Origin of the sequence: Pseudomonas sp. ATCC PTA-122608 (assembly GCF_001952855.1) — a bacterium.
Taxonomy (GTDB): Bacteria; Pseudomonadota; Gammaproteobacteria; order Pseudomonadales; family Pseudomonadaceae; genus Aquipseudomonas.
In genome coordinates this window covers 120,781-140,029 of sequence record NZ_LPNO01000001.1, presented here as the reverse complement: position 1 = coordinate 140,029, position 19,249 = coordinate 120,781, and the positions used below count along the sequence as shown (strand labels likewise).

The 19,249-nt window shown below is 61.7% G+C and carries 19 protein-coding genes and 1 other RNA gene; 9 read left to right on the top strand and 11 right to left on the bottom strand.

Going from position 1 to position 19,249, the window contains the following annotated elements; all coding sequences use genetic code 11:
* Positions 1–54: 54 nt before the first annotated feature.
* Positions 55–2,448 (top strand): TonB-dependent siderophore receptor, encoded by a 2,394-nt coding sequence (locus tag AU074_RS00695; RefSeq protein ID WP_076013087.1) that lies wholly within the window; start codon positions 55–57, stop codon positions 2,446–2,448.
* Positions 2,449–2,488: 40 nt separating this feature from the next.
* Positions 2,489–3,142, top strand: coding sequence for a gamma-glutamylcyclotransferase (locus tag AU074_RS00690; protein ID WP_076013086.1), 654 nt, complete (start codon positions 2,489–2,491; stop codon positions 3,140–3,142).
* On the opposite strand, the gene glpT is transcribed toward AU074_RS00690, so the two are convergent.
* The 3 genes from glpT to AU074_RS00675 all read right to left on the bottom strand — a co-directional run bounded on the left by glpT (position 3,139) and on the right by AU074_RS00675 (position 6,430).
* Positions 3,139–4,476 (bottom strand): glycerol-3-phosphate transporter, encoded by a 1,338-nt coding sequence (glpT, locus tag AU074_RS00685; RefSeq protein ID WP_048729316.1) that lies wholly within the window; start codon positions 4,474–4,476, stop codon positions 3,139–3,141. The two genes, AU074_RS00690 and glpT, sit on opposite strands and share 4 nt — an antisense overlap.
* A 283-nt stretch (positions 4,477–4,759) precedes the next feature.
* The gene (locus tag AU074_RS00680; RefSeq protein ID WP_083676615.1) at positions 4,760–5,377 is read right to left on the bottom strand and encodes a flagellar basal body-associated protein FliL; all 618 of its coding nucleotides are present in this window, start codon (positions 5,375–5,377) and stop codon (positions 4,760–4,762) included.
* A 75-nt stretch (positions 5,378–5,452) separates the two neighbouring features.
* Positions 5,453–6,430 (bottom strand): NADPH:quinone oxidoreductase family protein, encoded by a 978-nt coding sequence (locus AU074_RS00675; protein WP_076013084.1) that lies wholly within the window; start codon positions 6,428–6,430, stop codon positions 5,453–5,455.
* Between the two features lie 149 nt (positions 6,431–6,579).
* On the opposite strand from AU074_RS00675, the gene AU074_RS00670 reads away from it, so the two are divergent.
* A complete protein-coding gene (locus tag AU074_RS00670; RefSeq protein WP_076013083.1) occupies positions 6,580–6,987 on the top strand; it encodes a flagellar basal body-associated protein FliL in 408 nt (135 codons plus the stop codon).
* Positions 6,988–7,105: 118 nt separating this feature from the next.
* Here the strand turns inward: AU074_RS00670 and AU074_RS00665 are convergent, their stop codons facing one another.
* The 4 genes from AU074_RS00665 to AU074_RS00650 form a co-directional block, all read right to left on the bottom strand.
* On the bottom strand, positions 7,106–8,224 hold the full coding sequence (locus AU074_RS00665; RefSeq protein WP_076013082.1) for an ABC transporter permease: 1,119 nt from the start codon (positions 8,222–8,224) through the stop codon (positions 7,106–7,108).
* A 1-nt stretch (position 8,225) separates the two neighbouring features.
* Entirely contained in the window at positions 8,226–10,946 is a 2,721-nt protein-coding gene (gene rbbA, locus AU074_RS00660) for a ribosome-associated ATPase/putative transporter RbbA (RefSeq protein WP_076013081.1), read from the bottom strand.
* On the bottom strand, positions 10,943–11,908 hold the full coding sequence (locus tag AU074_RS00655) for an HlyD family secretion protein (protein ID WP_076013080.1): 966 nt from the start codon (positions 11,906–11,908) through the stop codon (positions 10,943–10,945). The genes rbbA and AU074_RS00655 overlap by 4 nt, the downstream gene beginning before the upstream one ends.
* Positions 11,909–12,097: 189 nt before the next feature.
* Complete coding sequence (locus AU074_RS00650; protein WP_076013079.1) at positions 12,098–12,547, bottom strand: EVE domain-containing protein; 450 nt, start codon at positions 12,545–12,547, stop codon at positions 12,098–12,100.
* Between the two features lie 196 nt (positions 12,548–12,743).
* On the opposite strand from AU074_RS00650, the gene AU074_RS34115 reads away from it, so the two are divergent.
* Complete coding sequence (locus AU074_RS34115) at positions 12,744–12,893, top strand: hypothetical protein (protein ID WP_003213959.1); 150 nt, start codon at positions 12,744–12,746, stop codon at positions 12,891–12,893.
* A gap of 7 nt (positions 12,894–12,900) precedes the next feature.
* Here AU074_RS34115 and AU074_RS00645 read toward each other — a convergent pair whose 3' ends face one another.
* From AU074_RS00645 to AU074_RS00630, 4 genes are all read right to left on the bottom strand, one after another.
* A complete protein-coding gene (locus AU074_RS00645; protein WP_076013078.1) occupies positions 12,901–13,530 on the bottom strand; it encodes a 5-formyltetrahydrofolate cyclo-ligase in 630 nt (209 codons plus the stop codon).
* 56 nt (positions 13,531–13,586) lie between these two features.
* A non-coding RNA gene (gene ssrS, locus AU074_RS00640) (6S RNA) lies at positions 13,587–13,765 on the bottom strand.
* Positions 13,766–13,795: 30 nt separating this feature from the next.
* Entirely contained in the window at positions 13,796–14,113 is a 318-nt protein-coding gene (locus tag AU074_RS00635) for a cell division protein ZapA (protein WP_003213956.1), read from the bottom strand.
* On the bottom strand, positions 14,110–14,319 hold the full coding sequence (locus tag AU074_RS00630) for a TIGR02449 family protein (protein ID WP_003213954.1): 210 nt from the start codon (positions 14,317–14,319) through the stop codon (positions 14,110–14,112). The genes AU074_RS00635 and AU074_RS00630 overlap by 4 nt, the downstream gene beginning before the upstream one ends.
* 138 nt (positions 14,320–14,457) lie before the next feature.
* On the opposite strand from AU074_RS00630, the gene AU074_RS00625 reads away from it, so the two are divergent.
* The 5 genes from AU074_RS00625 to AU074_RS00605 are packed head-to-tail and all read left to right on the top strand — an operon-like array spanning position 14,458 to position 19,247.
* Positions 14,458–15,015: a YecA family protein gene (locus tag AU074_RS00625; RefSeq protein WP_003213952.1), complete on the top strand. Its 558-nt coding sequence runs from the start codon at positions 14,458–14,460 to the stop codon at positions 15,013–15,015.
* 20 nt (positions 15,016–15,035) lie between these two features.
* Positions 15,036–16,358 carry a Xaa-Pro aminopeptidase gene (pepP, locus tag AU074_RS00620; protein WP_076013077.1) on the top strand — a complete coding sequence of 441 codons (1,323 nt, stop codon included), beginning with the start codon at positions 15,036–15,038 and terminating at the stop codon, positions 16,356–16,358.
* A complete protein-coding gene (gene ubiH, locus AU074_RS00615) occupies positions 16,355–17,542 on the top strand; it encodes a 2-octaprenyl-6-methoxyphenyl hydroxylase (protein WP_076013076.1) in 1,188 nt (395 codons plus the stop codon). The genes pepP and ubiH overlap by 4 nt, the downstream gene beginning before the upstream one ends.
* Entirely contained in the window at positions 17,535–18,020 is a 486-nt protein-coding gene (locus tag AU074_RS00610) for a DUF4442 domain-containing protein (RefSeq protein WP_076013075.1), read from the top strand. The genes ubiH and AU074_RS00610 overlap by 8 nt, the downstream gene beginning before the upstream one ends.
* A gap of 9 nt (positions 18,021–18,029) precedes the next feature.
* Positions 18,030–19,247 (top strand): 2-octaprenyl-3-methyl-6-methoxy-1,4-benzoquinol hydroxylase, encoded by a 1,218-nt coding sequence (locus AU074_RS00605; RefSeq protein ID WP_173860311.1) that lies wholly within the window; start codon positions 18,030–18,032, stop codon positions 19,245–19,247.
* Positions 19,248–19,249 lie beyond the last annotated feature (2 nt).

Here is a 19,249-nt window from a genome sequence, read left to right as displayed (position 1 = left end):
ATCGTATGAGCTCAGAGCATTGACGTTCTGGCTTTTGATTCCAAGGGGAGCGGTATGGGGAGCAACAAGCAGCACCTGCTGTACACGGCGATTTTGTCGGCTAATTTGCTGACCGCTGTGGGATTCAGTCCAGTGGCAGCCGCCGAAACGGCCACTGCCGATGTACCCAAACTCGACACAGTCATCGTGACCGGCACCCGCGCCCAAGAGCGCACTGCCAGTGCTTCGCTGTCGCCCATCGATGTGATTTCCGGCGACACCTTGCGCAGCACCGGCTCTGATGAATTGGGCGCGGTGTTGGCCCGTCTGATTCCGTCCATCAACTTTCCACGCCCCAGCCTGGTAGACGGCGCCGAATTGGTACGCCCGGCGCAACTGCGCGGCCTGTCACCGGACCAGGTGTTGGTGCTGGTTAACGGCAAGCGCCGCCACACCAGTGCCTTCGTCAACCTCGGCGGCGCAGTGGGGCGCGGCTCGGCACCGGCCGATCTGAATGCGATCCCACTGTCGGCGGTCGACCATATTGAAGTGCTGCGGGACGGCGCGTCCGCCCGCTACGGGTCCGATGCGATTGCCGGGGTGATCAACGTGATCCTCAAGCATGACGACCACGGTGGCTCGATCACCAGCAAGTTCGGTGAGTACAAGAAGGGTGACGGTATCCAGCGCAATCTCAGCGGCAACACCGGTGTGGCGCTGGGCGATAACGGCTTTATCAATATCTCGGCCGAAGGTGCCGACAACGATTACACAAACCGCGCCGGCAAGGATCTGCGTCCGGGCAGCGTTGGTTCGACGACCTATGGCCAGCGAGTATTCCGCCAGGGCGAGCCGGCTACCGACCAGGGCAAGCTGTTTCTCAACTCGGAATACTCCTTCAACGAAGCCGCCGAATTCTACGCGTTTGGCGGCTACAGCAAGACCCGCGGCGAGACGGCGGCGTTCTACCGGGCCAGCAACGCGAGCAACAATATTCCTGCGCTCAACCCCAACGGCTACTTGCCACTGATTCGCGGCGACGTGGAAGACACGTCCCTGGCGGTCGGTCTGCGCGGCCTGTTGGCCTATGACTGGCACTACGATGTGTCGGTCAACTATGGCAAGAACCAGTACCAGATCGGTACCGAAACCATCAACACCTCACTGGGCCTGGCGACGCCGCGCAAGTTCGACAACGGCACTTTGGTCAATGATCAGAAGCAACTCAGCCTGGACCTGTCGCGGGAATTCAGCCTGGGCTGGTTGCCGTATCCGGTGTCGGTAGCGTTCGGTGGCGAATACCTGGACCAGGGTTACCAGATCAAGGCGGGCGACCCGGAGTCCTACTACCAGACCGGCAGTTCGGGCCTGGGCGGCTTCCGGGATTCCGACGCCGGCACCAGCACGCGCCATAACTGGGCGCAGTACCTGGACCTGGAAACCAACTTCACCGAAAAACTCAGCGCCTCGGCTGCCGTGCGTCATGAGGACTACAGTGATTTTGGCTCCAACGTCAGCGGCTCGCTCTCGGCCCGCTACGACTTCACCCCGCAAGTGGCCTTGCGCGGCAGTGTATCCAACGGTTTCCGCGCGCCGTCCCTGGCGCAGCAAAACTTCGCCTACACCTCGTCGCAGCTGATCGGCAACACCATCCAGGAAGCCGGTACGTTCCCGGCCAACAGCCAGGTGGCGCGCCTGCTCGGCGCTGAAGACCTGAAAGCCGAGAAGTCCCGCAACTACAGCCTCGGCCTGGTGCTGGAGCCGACCGACAACCTGACCGTGACCGCCGATGTCTACCGTATCGACATCAGCGACCGCATCAGCCTGTCCTCCAATCTGGATCTGAGCAAGAACCCGGCTGCGCTGGCGTACCTGCAGGCCAACGGCGTCGGCAACATCAACTACACCACCGTGCGTTACTTCACCAATGCCACCGATACCACCACCAACGGCGTCGACCTGGTGGCCAACTATCGCTACCAGCTGGACAACGGTGTGCGCTGGAACAGCACCGTGGGCTACAACTACAACCACACCAAGGTCACCGACGTAAAAGCCAACCCGGCTGTACTGGATAGCCTGGGTGCGAGCCTGGTCCGGGTGGATCGTCGCGAACGCATCGGCCTGTTGGGCGACACCACGCCTCAGCACAAGCTGAGCCTGGGCAATGACCTGAGCTTCGGCAATTGGGCGCTGCACAGTAATTTGGTGCGCTATGGTTCATTTACCAGCTACCAGGCCGACCCGGCCAACGACCAGAGCTTCAAGGCCGCTTGGCTGTTGGACCTGTCAGCCGACTACAAGCTGAAAAACTGGACCTTCACCGTTGGCGGCGACAACGTCACCGACAAGTACCCGGAAAAACTCAATGCCTACGCCAGCAGTGGTGGCAATTTGGCCTATAGCACTTTTTCGCCGTACGGTTACAGCGGCGCGTTCTATTACGGTAAAGTTGCTTACAACTGGTAACAGCTTCTCGTAACAACAAAGGAGACCTAAGCGATTTGCCATGACCGCCATTGAATCTGATCTTTTGCAATTGGCTTACCCTCCGCGGCTCGATCTGGGGCCGCAACTCACTCACGAACAGTTGATGAGCTCGATGCAAGCCACCATGGCTTTGCATAAGGGTGGGCCGGTCTGGCTATTCGCTTATGGTTCGCTGATCTGGCGGCCTGAATGTTCGTCCACACAACGCATGCGGGCTCGGGTCCACGGTTATCACCGGGGTTTGTACCTCTGGTCCCATGAGCACCGGGGCACGCCGGAAACACCGGGGTTGGTGTTTGGCCTGGATCGTGGTGGCTCGTGCAGTGGGTTTGCCTACCGCTTGCCGGAAGATCAGCTGGAGGCTTCGCTTTATGCCTTGTGGCAGCGCGAGATGCCTTACCCGTCCTACCGGCCACACTGGCTCACCTGCCGTCTTGAAGATGGCAGCCAGGTGCAGGCATTGGGATTTGTTTTGGAACGGCACCTGCCCAGCTATGCCGGGAATTTGCCCGATATCGTGCTGAATCACGTGTTGCAAAGCGCTTGCGGGCGTTACGGGACCACTCGCGATTATGTCGAGCAGACCGTCAACGCCCTGCGTAGCCACGCCATGCCAGACAAGAATCTGGAGGCGCGGCTCAAGCGGTGTTCCAAAGGCTGTTCCGACGATTAACGTGCGGTACTGACGCTATTGGTGTGCCACAAGGTGGGGATCAGGAATGCAATCGCCAGCAGGCACGCGCCGATCAGCAGCACAAAACCGCCGTCCCAACCGAAATGGTCAACGGTGTAGCCCATGGCCGCACTCGCTGCCACCGAACCACCCAGGTAACCGAACAGGCCCGTAAAGCCCGCTGCAGTACCGGCGGCTTTCTTCGGTGCCAGCTCCAGCGCCTGCAGGCCGATCAGCATCACCGGGCCGTAGATCAGGAAGCCGATGGAGAACAGCGCGATCATGTCGACCATCGGGTTGCCCGGCGGGTTGAGCCAGTAAACCAGGGTCGCGACGGTCACCAAGGCCATGAACACGATGCCCGTCAGGCCACGGTTGCCACGGAAGATCTTGTCCGACATCCAGCCGCACAGCAGCGTGCCCGGAATGCCCGCCCACTCGTAGAAGAAGTACGCCCACGAGGTTTTATCCACGTCGAAGTGCTTGGCTTCCTTGAGGTACGTCGGTGCCCAGTCCAGTACGCCGTAGCGCAGCAGGTAGACGAAGACGTTGGCGAAGGCGATGTACCAGAGCATTTTGTTGCGCAGCACATACTTGACGAAGATTTCCTTGGCGCTGAATTCGTCTTCGTGGCTGGCGTCGTAGCCTTCCGGGTAGTCATTCTTGTACTCCTCGATAGGCGGCAGGCCCACCGATTGCGGAGTGTCGCGCATGGTAATGAAGGCAAATGCCGCCACCAGCAGGGCCACGGTGGCCGGGACGTAGAACGCCGCGTGCCAGTCGTTGAACCACGCCATGCCCAGCAGGAACAGCGGGCCGATCAAGCCACCACCGACGTTATGCGCCACGTTCCATACGGAAACCACGCCGCCGCGTTCCTTCTGCGACCACCAGTGCACCATGGTCCGCCCACTTGGCGGCCAGCCCATGCCTTGGGCCCAGCCGTTGATGAACAGCAAAATGAACATCATGGTCACGCTGGACGTTGCCCAAGGCGCGAAACCGAAAATGAACATCACCCCGGCGGACACCAGCAGGCCGAAAGGCAGGAAGTAGCGCGGGTTGGAGCGGTCGGACACCAGGCCCATGAGGAACTTGGACAGGCCGTAGGCAATCGCAATCGCCGACATCGCCAGGCCCAACTGGCCACGGGTGTAACCCTCGTCGATCAGGTACGGCATGGCGAGAGAGAAGTTCTTGCGCAGCAAGTAGTATCCGGCGTAGCCGAAGAAAATACCGGCGAAGATCTGCCAGCGCAGGCGTCGATACGTGCTGTCTATTTTTTCTTCAGGCAGGGGCGCCTGATGTGCGGCAGGACGGAAGAAAGCAAACATTCAAGAGCTCCAGATTTCTTGTTTTGACTGCGGATGCGAATGTTACAGTTTCGTTACCGAAAATAGCACCGCCTCTTATCTGCGGGCATAGGAATAGAGTGCAATTGCATGTTCTTTTACGAACATGTCGCTTAGAGGCAAGTGAAGGACGTTTTCAGGAGAGAATGCCAAGAACCTGTGGTGAGGGAGCTTGCTCCCGCTGGACTGCGCAGCAGGCCCATCTTTGGGGGCCGCTTCGCGACCCAGCGGGAGCAAGCTCCCTCGCCACAGACAGTGATTCGGTTCAGATGCCGTTGGCGGCTGCGATATCACCTGGAAGCAGGTGTTCCTGGACTTTCTGGCTGCGTGACTCCACCAGTTGGCCCTGTTCGTCGAAGCGCAACACGATCAGCCAGTCATACACATTTTCCGGCCATTTCTTCATGCCGGTGAGTGCCGGGCCGTCGCCGCCAAAGGCTTCGATCAACTTGTCGATATGCCCGTGGTGCCACGCGATCAGCACGGTTTGGGCCTGGTTGGACTTGCGCAGCGACTTCACCAGCTTGCCGACTTGATCGTCTGAGTAGGGTGTTTCAAGTGGGAGTTGCAGGCGCTGGGCCAGCGGCGTCAGGGTCAGGCGAGGGCGGGAGCTTTCCTTGCTGTCGCTGGTAGCGATCAGCCGCTGGGGCACCACAGAGACTCCATTCAACAACAGTGGGTCGAAATAACTGGCATAGGCTGCCGCCCTTTGTTCGCCCTTGGGGCTTAGCAACGGGCCTTCATCGGGTTTTTCTGCATGACGCACGATCAGCACGGTCACGTTGTTTAGCCCACGCACATCCTTGTCCTCTTTATGGGCAAAGGCTTGAGCCGAGATCACCATCAACAACCCCAGCAGCAGCGCGCGCAACCGTATGACTATTATTTTTCCTGCCAATGAATGAGTGCCTCGGCCGATCATGGGCCCAGGCACCTCGCCGACAAAATGAAACAATCGTCAGCGTAGCTGCACCACGACCTTGCCGACGGCCTTGCGCTGGCCGAGGTCATTGATTGCCTGCGCCGCTTGCTCCAGCGGGTACACCTGGGACACCAGCGGCTTCAGCTTGCCTTCGGCAAACCAGTTGAACAGTTGCTGGAAGTTGGCGGCATTGTCCTGAGGCTGGCGCTGGGCAAACGACCCCCAGAACACCCCGACCACCGACGCGCCCTTGAGCAGCGCCAGGTTTACCGGCAACTCAGGAATGCGCCCGCTGGCAAAGCCCACCACCAGCAGCCGGCCATTCCAGGCGATGCCGCGAATGGCTTGGTCAAACAAGTCGCCGCCCACCGGGTCGTAGATCACATCCACACCGTTGCCGCCGGTAAGGCGTTTGATTTCGTCCTTGAGGCTGGCTTCGCTGTAATTGATCAACTCATCGGCACCGGCCGCCTTGGCCACCGCCAGCTTGTCGGCACTGCTGGCCGCGGCGATCACCCGGGCGCCCATGGCCTTGCCGATTTCCACCGCAGCCAGGCCGACACCGCCGGAAGCACCGAGCACCAGCAGGGTTTCCCCAGGCTGCAGGTTGGCCCGCTGCTTCAGTGCGTGCATCGACGTGCCGTAGGTCATGCTGAACGCGGCGGCGGTGTTGAAGTCCATGCTCGGCGGGATTGGCAGCACGTTATAGCCTGGTACCGCGACCTGCTCGGCGAAGCTGCCCCAGCCGGTCAACGCCATCACCCGGTCGCCGACCTTCAGGTGGCTGACGTTTTCTCCGACTTGGCTGACCACGCCTGCCGCTTCACCGCCTGGCGAAAACGGGAAGGGCGGCTTGAACTGGTATTTACCCTCGATGATCAGGGTGTCCGGGAAATTGACCCCGGCGGCATGCACATCCAACAGGATTTCGTTCTTCTTGATCGCCGGGCTTTCGACGTCTTCCAGCACCAGGGTTTCGGCGGGGCCGAAGGCTTTGCACAGCACAGCTTTCATCGGACTATTCCTTTTGGCGTGTTGGCCGATAAGTGTAGGTGGGCAGGGCGACGGGTCAACGAGCATGCCCCGGCCTGATAAGTCGCCATAAGCTTGTGCTCAGGGCTGCTAGCGTTATGCTACTGGGCAACCGAATTGAGGAATGAATTGTGAAAGCGTGGATCCTGTTGATGCTGGCCCTGACACTGCCGATGGCCGCCCAGGGCGAAGAAGCCAAAGAAGGCGACGCGCCGAAGGTCAGCTATATCAGCCTGAGCCCGCCGTTCGTCGGTAACTACGGCCTGGACGGCACTGCGAAGCTGCGGGTGTTCAAGGCGGATATCGCCCTGCGGGTGACCGGCCCCGAGGCGGCGGCCGCCGTCAAAGCCAACGATGCGTTGATTCGCAACCAGTTGGTGGCGCTGTTTACCCAGCAAACCAACGACGCCATGAGCAGCGTCGACGGCAAGGAAAAGCTGCGCCAGGAAGCCCTGAAGCAGACTCAGCAAGTAATGAACGACGAGACCGGCAAGCCGCAGGTTGAGGATTTGTTGTTCAACAACCTGATCATCCAGTAAGCCGGTCGCTTCGCGCCCTTCGCGAGCAAGCCCGCTCCCACACTTGACCGAGTTCTAAAATGAGAATGCGGTTGAATGTGGGAGCGGGCTTGCTCGCGAAGAGGCCCTGACAGACACCTCAGGAAGCCAGGCTCTTCCTGAACCGCGCCAACGCCACCGCAAAGAACAACAACCCAATCCCCGCCAGTGCCAGCAAGTCCGGCCACACCACAGTCACGCCTGCATCCCTGAACAATATCGCCGCACTCAGGCTCACAAAATGCGTCGACGGCGAGCCCTGCATCACCCATTGCAACCATTGCGGCATGCTGTCCAGTGGCGTGCTGCCGCCGGATAACAACAGCATCGGAATAATCACCGGGATCGCCAGCAGTCCGAACTGCGGCGTCGAGCGGGCGAGGGTGGCGAGGAAGATGCCGAGGGCAGTACTGGCAAACAGGTACAGCGCTGTCACCAGCAAAAACAACGTCAGCGACCCGGCCAGCGGCACGCCGAGCAAGCCTTTCACCACCACTTCCAGCGACAGCCAGGTGCACAGCACTACCACCAGCATGTTGCTCCAGATTTTCGCCAGCATGATTTCCAGTGCCGTCAGCGGCAGCACCAGCAGATGGTCGAGGGTGCCGTGTTCACGTTCACGCAGCAGCGCGGTGCCGGTCAGCACGATGGCGAGAATGGTGATGTTGTTGACGATCTGAATCACCGCCAGAAACCAGCCGCCTTCCAGGTTGGTGTTGAACAACGCCCGGGTGGTCAGCAGCGCCGGCGCTTTTTGGGCCGCATCGGCCTGGCCGCCATAGGTCAGCAGTTCCCGCTGGAAAATCCGTCCGATATACCCGGCGCCCATGAACGCCTGGCTCATGGCCGTGGCATCGACGTTGACCTGCACGCCCGGCTGGCGCCCGGCCAACAGGTCGGCCTGGAAATTCGCCGGCACGTTGATCACGAAGGTGTACTGGCCGCTGTCCATCACCTTGTCCAGTTGGTCATACGGCAACGGCACCGCCGCCTGGAATTCCGGTGGTTGCAGTGCTTCGGCCAGTTGTCGGGACAGCGCGCTGTGGTCTTCATCCACAAAGGCCACGCTGGCGTTGTGCACGCCGATCACCGAACCGGCGGCGGGCATGTAGATGGCGACGGTGAAGGCGTAGAACAGGAACAGCAGCAACACGCTGTCGTGGCGCAGGCTGGTCAGTTCCTTGATGCCGAGGCGCAGGATATGGGCGAACTTGTGCATCTCAGGCCTCCTGCTTCTTGAGCATGATCAGGCTAAGCCCGGTGAACCCCAGGAAGAACCCGAACAGCGCCAGGCACTGCGGCCACAACTGGCGCAGGTCGAGGGCTTTGGTAAAAGTGCCCACCGCAATGTCGAGGAAGTAGCCCGCCGGGAACAGCATGCCCATCAACGCGGCGGCGCCTTCCAGGGACGAGCGCGGCACGATCAGCCCGGAGAACTGAATGGTCGGCAGGCTGGTGATGATCATGGTGCCGAGAATCGCCGCGATCTGGGTGCGGGTGAACGCGGAAATCAGCAGGCCCATGCTGGTGGTGGCCAGCACATACAGCAGGCCGCCGAAGGCCAGGGTCACGCCGCTGCCCTTGAAGGGCACGCCGAATAGCCAGCGGTTCATTGCTACCAGCAGCCCGAGGTTGATCAGGCTCACCGCCAGGTACGGTGCCTGTTTGCCCAGCAGGAACTCCAAGCGAGTCAGCGGTGTGGCGTAGAAGTTGGTGATCGAGCCCAGTTCCTTTTCGCGCACGATCCCCAGGGCCGTGAGCATCGCCGGGATGAAGGCGAGGATCAGCGCCATCACGCCCGGGCCGATGGCGTTCACGCTGACCACGTCCTGGTTGTAGCGAAAGCGGGTTTCCAGTTTGGCGGCGGCTTGCTGATTCAGTGGCGTGCTGTTTAGTTCGGCCAGTTGCTGGAGATTGGCCTGATGCACCGCTTCTACATAATTGCGGCTGGTTTCCGCACGGAATGGCATGCCGCCATCGAGCCAGGCGGCCACGGCGGGTTGGCGGCCGGCGTAGAGGTCACGGCCGAAACCCGGTGGGATTTCCAGCGCGAGTTTGATTTCCGAGCGTTGCAGGCGTTTGTGCAGTTCGTTGGAGTCAGTGATCGGCGGCTGTTCGGCGAAGTAGCGTGAGCTGCGAAAGGCTTCCAGATAGGCGCGGCTTTGCGGCGTTTGATCCTGGTCGTAGACGGCGAAGGCGAGCTTTTCCACGTCCAGGGAAATGCCGTAGCCGAAGATCACCATCATGAAAATCGCACCCAGCAGGGCGAAGGCCATGCGCACTTTGTCCCGTAGCAGTTCCTTGCCTTCGCGGCTGGCCACGGCCAACAGGCGGGCGAGGCTGAACCCGCGTTTGCTGACGGGCGGCGTCATGGGTTCGCTGACGGTTTCGGTGGGCGCGGTTGCCGCTTCGGGCGCGCCTTGGGCCTGTTCCAGGCAGGTGACGAACGCTGCTTCCAGGGTCTCGCCGTGGAATTGCTGTTGCAGCGCATCCGGCGTGTCGCAGGCCAGTACCTTGCCCGCGTGCATCAGCGAGATCCGGTCGCAGCGCTGGGCCTCGTTCATGAAGTGCGTGGACAGGAAGATCGTTACGCCCTGTTCCCGGGACAGCTCAATCAACAACCGCCAGAAATCATCCCGCGCGGCTGGGTCGACGCCCGAGGTCGGCTCATCGAGGATCAGCACTTCCGGGCGGTGCAGCACCGCCACCGCCAGGGACAAACGCTGACGCAAACCCAATGGCAGCTCGCCGGAAGGCTGCTCGGCAACGTCGCCCAGGTCAAAACGCTCGATCAACTCATCAATGCGCTGGCCGCTTTCAGCCTTCGGCAGGTCGAACAACTGCGCATGCAGCACCAGGTTCTGGCGCACGCTGAGTTCGCCGTACAGCGAGAAGCTTTGCGACATGAAACCCACGCGCTTGCGGGTCGCCAGGTCCTTGGCGTTTACCGGGTTGCCCAGCAGGGTCGCGGTGCCCTCGGTGGCGGGCATCAGCCCGGTGAGGACTTTCATGGTGGTGGTTTTGCCGCAGCCGTTGGAACCGAGGAAACCGAAGATCTCGCCTCGGCCAATGCCGAAGCTGACCTTGTCGACCGCCGTGAAGTCGCCGAAGCGCAGGGTCAGGTCGTGGGCTTCGATGGCGATGTCGGTGTTGTCGCTTTGCCGTGGCGGAATCACCAGCGGCTGGTTGTTGTGGGCGCTGTCGCCCTGGAAATGAGTGAAGGCTTCGTCCAGTTTGCCGCTGGGTGTCGCGGCGGCGAGTTCGCTGCTCAAGCCGTCGGCGATCAGCTTGCCGCGGTCGAGCATCAGGCAGTGTTCGAACTGCTCGGCTTCTTCCATGTAGGCAGTGGCTACCAGCAATGTCAGCTGCGGGCGTTCGCTGCGTACGGTTTCCACCAGCTCCCAGAAGCGCCGACGGGACAGCGGGTCGACGCCGGTGGTGGGTTCGTCGAGGATCAGCAGGTCCGGGTCGTGGATCAGCGCGCAGCACAGGCCGAGTTTCTGTTTCATGCCGCCGGAGAGTTTGCCGGCGGGGCGCTCGGCGAAGCGCGCAAGGTCGGTGGCCAGCAGCAGGTTATGCATGCGCTGTTCGCAGTCGGCTTTCGTCAGGCCGAACAGCGTGGCGAAGAACCGGATGTTCTCGCTGATGGACAGCTCGGGGTACAGGTTGCCGCCCAGGCCCTGAGGCATGAAGGCGATGCGCGGGTACAGGCTGTTGCGATGGCGGCGGTCTTCGATGGAGCCGCCGAGCACTTGCAGTTCGCCTTGTTGAAGCTTTTTAACCCCGGCAATCAAGCCCAGCAGGCTCGACTTGCCAGCGCCGTCCGGGCCGATCAGCCCGCAGCGTGTGCCGGCGGGCAAGCTGAAGGCGATGTCGATCAGCGCCTGTTGCTTGCCGTAGCGATGGTTGATGCCCGTGGCGTGCAGCGCCAGGCCGCTCATTGCAGGTTGGCCGGCCAGTCCAGTTCAGCGGTGCGCACATAGCCGGCGCCGGGCATGCCCGGTTTGGCTTGCGGCACGGCGCTCGGTTGGGTCAGGCGCAGTTTGACCCGGAACACCAGCTTCTGGCGCTCGTCGCGGGTTTCCACTTCCTTGGGGGTGAACTGCGACTTGGCCGCGACAAAACTGATTTTCGCCGGCAGCGGTTGCTTCGGCAGGGCGTCGAGGACGATCCGCGCGTCGCTGCCCACGGTCAAAGCGCCTGTGACTGAAGCGGGCAGATACAGGTTCATGTATTGGTCGTTGGGGTCGATTAGCAGCAACACGCGACCACCGGCACCGAGCACTTCGCCGGGTTCGGCCAGGCGCAGCTGGATGATGCCGTCGATGGGCGCCCGCAGGCTGCTGTCTTCGATTTCGCTGGTGAGCTGCGCGACCTGGGCCTGGGCGGCGCCGATGGCGGCCTTCACCGAATTGACCTGGGCCTGCGCGGCGACCACGGCGGCGTTGCCGGTGTTTTGCCGCGCCTGCTGCTGGTCGATCAACTGGCCGCTGGCGAAGCCGCGTTTGTACAGCTCCTGGGTGCGCTTGAGTTCCTGGCTGGCCAGCAGTTGTTCGCTCTGGCGCAGTTGCACATTGGCTTGGGCGGCGGCGAAATTCTCTTTGGCCCGCAGCACTTCGGCTTCAGCCTGGGCGCGCTGGGCTTCCAGAGTGCGGGTGTCCATGCGCGCCAACAGTTGGCCCTTGAGCACCTTGTCGCCTTCGTCCACCCGCACTTCGGCGAGGCGCCCGGGGATTTTGGCGGCGATCTGCACTTCGGTCGATTCCAGCCGGCCATTGCCCATGCTCAAGCCTTCGGGCAGGCGGTCCTGGGTGGATTGCCAATAGCCAAAGCCGCCGGCGGCCAGCAGCAAGACAATCAATGGAATGGCGAAAAGATGGGAGGTGCGGTGGTTCGTCGACATGGGTGCATCCTGCGGCGTTAGCGTCCTAGTTTGACCGATCCTGCCCGAAGGCCCTTGATGCGGGTCAAATGAACTGTAGGAACGAGGGGGGCGCCTAGCCCTTGCTCGCGAAAAACGTCAACGATAACGCGACCTGTCTGGATAGTCGCGGTGCCTTGGAGTTTTTCGCGAGCAAGCTCGCTCCTACAGTTAAAGCAGGCCGAGTACGGCGGCCCATTGCTCAGCGGTGACCGGCATCACCGAAAGGCGGCTGCCTTTTTGCACCAGGGGCAGTTCGGTGAGGGCGGTTTGCTGTTTTAGATAGCCCAGCCCCAGAACCTTGGGGAAGGTCTCGACGTGGGCGACGTTGATCGCGCTCCACGGGTTTTTCTCAGGGCTGGCCTTGGCGTCAAAGTAATGGCTGTCAGGCTCCAGCGCGGTCGGGTCCGGGTACGCTGCCTCGACGATTTTGCCGATGCCGGCGATCCCCGGTTCCGGGCAGCTGGAGTGATAAAAGAAGAACTGGTCACCCACCGCCATTGCCCGCAGGAAGTTACGCGCCTGATAGTTGCGCACCCCGTCCCAACGGGCCTCGCCGAGCTTTTCCAGGCCCTTGATGGACAGTTCATCGGGCTCGGATTTCATCAGCCAATAGGCCATGTTTTCGCTCCTCAAAAGACGATTGGGAAAGTTGTCCGGCAATTTTATGACAAACCGACGGTCGGTTGGCGTCAAGGTTTGCGTGTTGGTCCACGTTAACGCAGAATGCCGGGGTTTTGAGCTTGGCGCAGCTGGCACGGACTACTAATGGAACGTTGCTGTCATCGTGTGCAAGATGCCTGAAGGGGGGCAATCGATGAAACGCAAACCGGATTTACTATGGATATTGGTTATTTTGTTCGGTCTGGGCGTCGTGACCACCGGCTATGCGCAGAGCTTGTGGTCGAACAAGACTGACGCACCGATTGAACTCGCACAGCAACAACCGCAACCGTTCAAACGCTGACCTGTCTTTAAGGCGCTGCTGGTTCCAGTAGCGTCTCTGCTATATACCAATCCTTATCGGTGACTGTGCCCTCAAGCGGTACATCCCAGCTCGCCTGCGCCAATCGTTCGACCTTCTGGCATTCATGGGCCAGGCCCAACAGTGTCGGCTTGCGCCAGGATTTCCGGCGGGCCATGTAGGCCAGGCTGCGGTCATAGAAACCGCCGCCCATGCCCAGCCGTCCGCCCACATCATCGAATCCCACCAGTGGCAACAGCACCAGGTCCAGCGCCCAGACCTTGCGTTGCCGGCTGACATTTACCTGTGGCTCAAGGATGCGAAAACGGTTGGGGCTCAGCTTCTCGCCGGGCCGTACCCGCTGAAACACCATCTTGGTTCGCGGCCATGCGCTGAGCACCGGCAGGTAAGTCGCTTTGCCCCGGCGTTGCGCGGCGCGCAGCAGCAGGCGCGGATCGATTTCACCGTCCGTCGGTAGATACAAGGAGATGTGTTTGGCTCGGCGAAACAGCGGGTGCTGTGCCAGTTGCCGATACAGGCCCAGGGCGGCCTGGCGTTGCTCGCTGGGCGTCAGGGCGCGGCGGGCTGTGCGCAGCATGCGTCGAAGTTGCGGGCGGGAAAGCGGCGCAGGTTCGGTCATGGTTTTCGGCTCATAAAACAATGCCAGTCCTAAGACTGGCATTGGATTTGGGAATCAGGCTCCCCGACAGAACCGCTGTCGACTAAGCCCTTGAACCCGAAAGTTCAAGGTGGAAGAAGCAGTAGGCTTTAAGGCTTTCCGTCTAGCGGACATGCACACCAGCCCAACGTGCAACTTCCAGGGTAGTGCGAATCGGCTCCGGGACATCGCCGACTGGCAAGCACGCCAGGGAGTGGGGCGAGTATACCCGAAACCGACGCCGCAATCAGCCCTTGGGTGGCTCTGGATCGGTAGAAAGTACCAGATCAACCCGCTCCAGCAGGTCGCGCACTTGCTCGCGCGTCGAGCCGCTGGCCTGCACGTCAGGCCGTTCCTGCTTATGCAGCAAATCGTGGGTAATGTTCAGTGCGGCCATCACCGCGATGCGATCGGCGCCGATGACTTTGCCGCTGCTGCGGATTTCACGCATCTTGCCGTCCAGGTAGCGGGCAGCGCTCACCAGGTTGCTGCGTTCTTCCTGTGGGCAGATGATCGAATATTCTTTGTCGAGAATCTGCACGGTGACGCTATTGCTTGAACTCATGAGTCTTGCTCCAGGGCCTTCAGGCGCGAAATCATCGATTCGACCTTACGCCGGGCGATTTCGTTTTTTTCAATGAGGTGAGCGCGTTCCTCGCGCCAGGTCTTTTCCTGAGCTAATAGGAGTCCGTTTTGGCTCTTAAGTTGCTCGACCCGGTTAATTAGCAGCTCGAGTCTGGCCATCAGCGCTTGCAGGTCGGTGTCTTCCATTGGGTTCCACTGGATTTGTCTGATGAATGGCAACTGCTGGATAAACGATCTGACGCCCTCGATAGTCTTGGTACGTCTGCCGATGCTAGGATACAGCGCTTCATTCTAGACATTGCGCCGCCTGGCGCCTAGCTCACCATGCCCATTCAGAATTCCCCGTACGATGCTTTTTCCAAACTGCTGAGCTCCAGCGGTCATCCTTGCTCGCCTGCCGAGCTGCACGGCGTGCTGCTGGGCCGCAGTTGCACCGGTGTCGGCTTTGATGCCGACAACTGGCTGGCCGACGTCGCCGAGCTGCTGGAAACCGAGCCCACCGAAAACGTGCGCAACGCCCTCATCGGCTTGCAAGAGATGGTCAAAGGCGAACTGACCGGTGATGACGTCACCGTCGTGTTGCTGCTGCCGACCGATGACGCGCCGCTCACCGAGCGCGCCGCCGCGCTGGGCCAATGGTGCCAAGGCTTCCTCCACGGTTTTGGCGTGAACGCCGGCGGCCTGGACCTGAGCACCGACGCCCAGGAAGTGCTGCAAGACCTGGCCGCCATCTCCCAGGTGCAAGACGCCCTGGAAGAATCCGAAGACGGCGAAAGCGATTACATGGAAGTCATGGAATACCTGCGCGTCGCGCCGCTGCTGCTGTTCACCGAGACCCGTAAATCGGCTGAGCCTGCTGCACCCAAGCCGTCGCTGCACTAAGAAAGGAAGCCCATCTGCCCATGATCCATATCCCCAAAGCGGAATACACCCGGCGCCGCAAGGCGCTCATGGCGCAGATGGAACCCAACAGCATCGCCATTCTGCCGGCGGCTGCGGTGGCCATCCGCAACCGTGACGTCGAGCACGTCTACCGTCAGGACAGCGACTTCCAGTACCTGAGCGGCTTCCCTGAACCGGAAGCGGTGATCGTGCTGATGCCCGGCCGCCAGCACGGCGAGTACGTGCTGTTCTGCCGTGAACGCAATGCCGAACGCGAACTGTGGGACGGCCTGCGAGCGGGCACCGAAGGCGCGATCCGCGAATTCGGGGCTGATGACGCTTTCCCGATTACCGATATCGACGACATCCTGCCCGGCCTGATCGAAGGCCGTGACCGGGTGTATTCGGCGATGGGCAGCAATGCCGAATTCGACCGGCACCTGATGGAGTGGATCAACGTGATCCGCTCTAAAGCGCACCTCGGCGCCCAGCCGCCGAATGAATTTGTTGCCCTGGATCATCTGCTTCACGACATGCGCCTGTATAAATCGGCGGCAGAAGTGAAGGTGATGCGCGAGGCGGCGCGGATTTCCTGCGCGGCCCATGTGCGGGCCATGCAGGCCTGTCGCGCCGGGTTGTATGAGTTCAGCCTCGAGGCGGAGCTCGACTACGAGTTCCGCAAGGGCGGGGCGAAGATGCCGGCCTATGGCTCCATCGTCGCCTCGGGGCGCAACAGCTGCATCCTGCATTACCAGCAGAATGACGCGGTGCTCAAGGATGGCGACCTGGTGTTGATTGATGCCGGTTGCGAGATCGACTGCTACGCCAGCGACATCACCCGCACCTGGCCGGTGAGCGGCAAGTTCTCGACTGAGCAAAAGGCGATTTACGAAATCGTGCTGGCTTCCCAGGAAGCTGCCTTTGCCGAAATCGCTCCGAACAAGCATTGGAACCAGGCCCATGAGGCGACGGTGCAAGTGATCACCGCCGGGCTGGTGAAGCTGGGATTGTTGCAGGGTGACGTCGACGAGCTGATCGCCAGCGAAGCCTATAAAGCCTTCTACATGCACCGCGCTGGCCACTGGCTGGGGATGGATGTGCACGATGTGGGCGAGTACAAGGTAGGCGGCGAGTGGCGGGTGCTGGAAGTCGGCATGGCACTGACCGTGGAGCCGGGGATCTACATTTCCCCGGACAACCAGAACGTGGCGAAGAAATGGCGTGGCATTGGCGTACGCATCGAGGACGACGTGGTGGTGACCAAGCAAGGCTGTGAAATTCTGACCGGTGGCGTGCCCAAGTCCGTCGGCGAGATCGAAGCGCTGATGGCGGGTGCCCGATGAGCCGGGTCAATCTGGCGATTATCGGCGGCGGCCTGGTGGGCGCCAGCCTCGCGTTGGCGTTGCAGGCCGGGGCCAAGGCCCGTGGCTGGAAGATCGTGCTGATCGAGCCGTTTGCCCCCGGCGACAGTTACCAGCCGAGCTACGACGCACGTTCTTCGGCACTGTCTTTTGGCGCGCGGCAGATTTATCAACGGTTGGGCGTATGGCAGGAAATCTCCCGTCGCGCCGAGCCGATCAAGCAGATTCATGTGTCGGACCGTGGCCGTTTCTCCACTGCGCGCCTGTCGGCCATGGAAGAAGGCGTGCCCGCCCTCGGCTACGTGGTGGAAAACGCCTGGCTCGGCCAATGCCTGTGGCAAGGCCTGGACAAGGAAGTCGTCAGCTGGCGTTGCCCGGCGGAAGTCACCCGCATGGAGCCGCTTGCCGATGGCTACCGCCTGACCCTCAATGACGAAACCGTGCTGGAGTGCGACCTTGCGGTGCTGGCCGATGGCGGCCGCTCCGGCTTGCGCGAACAACTGGGCATCGGCGTTAAAAAGCGGCCGTACAACCAGAGTGCGCTGATCGCCAACATCACCCCAAGCGAAGCCCACAACGGCGAGGCGTTCGAGCGGTTCACCGACGAAGGCCCGATGGCCTTGCTGCCGCTGCCGGACAACCGTTGCGCGCTGGTCTGGACCCGCATCGGCATGGACGCCCAGCGTTTGGCCGAGCTGGACGAGCGCAGCTTCCTCAGTGAATTGCAGGGTGTGTTCGGCTACCGCCTGGGCACTCTGAAGCAGGTCGGTGCGCGTCACTTGTACCCGTTGACCCTTGTGGAAGCCGAAGAACAAGTGCGCTCCCATCTGGCAGTGCTCGGCAATGCCGCCCACAGCCTGCACCCGATTGCCGGTCAGGGCTTCAACCTGTCCCTGCGGGATGCCTACGCGTTGGCCGAGGCGCTGCTGGCCGGGCCTGAGATCCCGGGCGACCTGGCGACCTTACAGGCATATCGCGAGCGCCAGCGCATGGACCAGAAACTCACTGTCGGCTTTTCCGACCAAGTCACCCGCCTGTTTGGCAGTGCGCAACCGTTGGTAGCGCTGGGCCGCAACATGGGGTTGCTGGGTCTGGACCTGCTGCCGCCGGCCAAGCGCTGGTTTGCGCGCCAGGCCATGGGCCTGGGTACCCGTCCCGATGCGTGAGTGGCTGACCCAACGCCTGGGCAAGGCGCGGCTGTTGCGCTGGATCATGACCCTGTACCCGCCGTACCTCGGGGCCGGAGTTCGGGTATTGCACATCGGCAGCGATTTTCGCGAGGTCAAGGTGCGCATGGGCCTGGGCTGGTACAACCGCAATTACGTCGGCACGCAGTTTGGCGGCAGCCTGTATTCGATGGTCGACCCGTTCTACATGCTGATGCTGATGGAGAACCTGGGGCGCGACTACATTGTCTGGGACAAGGCAGCGGCCATCGATTTCATCTCGCCGGGCAAAGGCCCGGTGTTTGCCGAATTTTCCATCGACCAGGCGTTGCTGGACGAGATTCGCCAGCACACCGCCGGCGGCGAGAAGTACCTGCCGCATCTCAAGGTGCAGATTCATGACGGCTCCGGCACCCTGGTGGCGCGGGTCGACAAAACCCTTTACGTGCGGCGCAAGCCGCAAGCGAGACAGGCTTAAAGCATGGACATGCGCGCAGATGTGCTGATTGTCGGGGCCGGAATGGTCGGAAGCGCCCTGGCGCTGGCGTTGCAGGGCAGTGGCCTGCAGGTGCTGCTGCTGGACGGCAGCCCGCTGAGCGTCAAACCGTTCGACCCTCATGCTGCGTTCGAGCCGCGGGTGAGCGCCTTGTCGGCCGCCAGCCAGCGCATCCTCGAACGCCTCGGCGTGTGGGACGGCATTGTCGAGCGACGTGCCAGCCCTTATGGCGAGATGCAGGTGTGGGACGGCAGCGGCACCGGGCAGATCCACTTCTCGGCGGCCAGTGTGCATGCCGAGGTGCTTGGGCATATCGTCGAAAACCGCGTGGTTCAGGACGCCTTGCTTGGTCGCCTGCACGACTGCGACCTTGGGCTGCTGGCCAACGCGCGCCTGGAACAGATGCGCCGCTCCGGCGATGACTGGCTGCTGACCCTGGCTGATGGCCGCACCTTGCGCGCGCCGCTGGTGGTCGCGGCGGACGGCGCCAACTCGGCCGTGCGCCGTCTGACCGGCACCGCCACCCGTGAGTGGGATTATTTGCACAACGCCATCGTCACCAGTGTGCGCAGCAGTCAGTCGCATCAGCGCACGGCATGGCAACGTTTTACCGACAACGGCCCGCTGGCGTTTTTGCCGCTGGTGCGCGATGGGCAGGAAGACTGGTGTTCGATCGTCTGGTCGACCACCCCGAGTGAGTCCGAGCGCTTGATGGCGCTGGACGATGAAAGCTTCTGCCGTGAGCTGGAACTCGCCTTCGAAGGACGCCTGGGCACCGTGGTAAGCGCCGATCCACGGGTGTGCGTGCCGTTGCGCCAGCGCCATGCCAAGCGTTACGTCGCCGAGGGCCTGGCATTGATTGGCGATGCGGCCCACGTCATTCATCCGTTGGCGGGGCAGGGCGTGAACCTGGGCTTCCTCGATGCGGCGGTGCTGGCCGAGGTGTTGTTGGCCGCCAACGAGCGCGGTGAGCGCCTGGCGGATGCGAAGGTGCTCAGCCGTTACGAGCGCCGGCGCATGCCGCACAACCTGGCACTGATGGCGGCGATGGAAGGCTTCGAGCGGTTGTTCCAGGCTGATCAACTGCCGCTGCGCTGGCTGCGTAATGCCGGGCTGAAGGTGGTTGAGCAGATGCCGGAGGCCAAAGCGTTGTTTGTGCGTCAGGCCTTGGGCTTGTCCGGCGATTTGCCGGAGCTGGCCAAGGCCTGAGG

Excerpts from the sequence above, each read along its gene's own strand:
- AU074_RS00695 (WP_076013087.1), top strand. The coding sequence starts at position 55 with ATGGGGAGCAACAAGCAGCACCTGCTGTACACGGCGATTTTGTCGGCT.
- AU074_RS00690 (WP_076013086.1), top strand. The coding sequence starts at position 2,489 with ATGACCGCCATTGAATCTGATCTTTTGCAATTGGCTTACCCTCCGCGG.
- glpT (WP_048729316.1), bottom strand. The coding sequence starts at position 4,476 with ATGTTTGCTTTCTTCCGTCCTGCCGCACATCAGGCGCCCCTGCCTGAA.
- AU074_RS00675 (WP_076013084.1), bottom strand. The coding sequence starts at position 6,430 with ATGAAAGCTGTGCTGTGCAAAGCCTTCGGCCCCGCCGAAACCCTGGTG.
- AU074_RS00665 (WP_076013082.1), bottom strand. The coding sequence starts at position 8,224 with ATGCACAAGTTCGCCCATATCCTGCGCCTCGGCATCAAGGAACTGACC.
- rbbA (WP_076013081.1), bottom strand. The coding sequence starts at position 10,946 with ATGAGCGGCCTGGCGCTGCACGCCACGGGCATCAACCATCGCTACGGC.
- AU074_RS00655 (WP_076013080.1), bottom strand. The coding sequence starts at position 11,908 with ATGTCGACGAACCACCGCACCTCCCATCTTTTCGCCATTCCATTGATT.
- AU074_RS00650 (WP_076013079.1), bottom strand. The coding sequence starts at position 12,547 with ATGGCCTATTGGCTGATGAAATCCGAGCCCGATGAACTGTCCATCAAG.
- AU074_RS34115 (WP_003213959.1), top strand. The coding sequence starts at position 12,744 with ATGAAACGCAAACCGGATTTACTATGGATATTGGTTATTTTGTTCGGT.
- AU074_RS00645 (WP_076013078.1), bottom strand. The coding sequence starts at position 13,530 with ATGACCGAACCTGCGCCGCTTTCCCGCCCGCAACTTCGACGCATGCTG.
- AU074_RS00635 (WP_003213956.1), bottom strand. The coding sequence starts at position 14,113 with ATGAGTTCAAGCAATAGCGTCACCGTGCAGATTCTCGACAAAGAATAT.
- AU074_RS00630 (WP_003213954.1), bottom strand. The coding sequence starts at position 14,319 with ATGGAAGACACCGACCTGCAAGCGCTGATGGCCAGACTCGAGCTGCTA.
- AU074_RS00625 (WP_003213952.1), top strand. The coding sequence starts at position 14,458 with ATGCCCATTCAGAATTCCCCGTACGATGCTTTTTCCAAACTGCTGAGC.
- pepP (WP_076013077.1), top strand. The coding sequence starts at position 15,036 with ATGATCCATATCCCCAAAGCGGAATACACCCGGCGCCGCAAGGCGCTC.
- ubiH (WP_076013076.1), top strand. The coding sequence starts at position 16,355 with ATGAGCCGGGTCAATCTGGCGATTATCGGCGGCGGCCTGGTGGGCGCC.
- AU074_RS00610 (WP_076013075.1), top strand. The coding sequence starts at position 17,535 with ATGCGTGAGTGGCTGACCCAACGCCTGGGCAAGGCGCGGCTGTTGCGC.
- AU074_RS00605 (WP_173860311.1), top strand. The coding sequence starts at position 18,030 with ATGCGCGCAGATGTGCTGATTGTCGGGGCCGGAATGGTCGGAAGCGCC.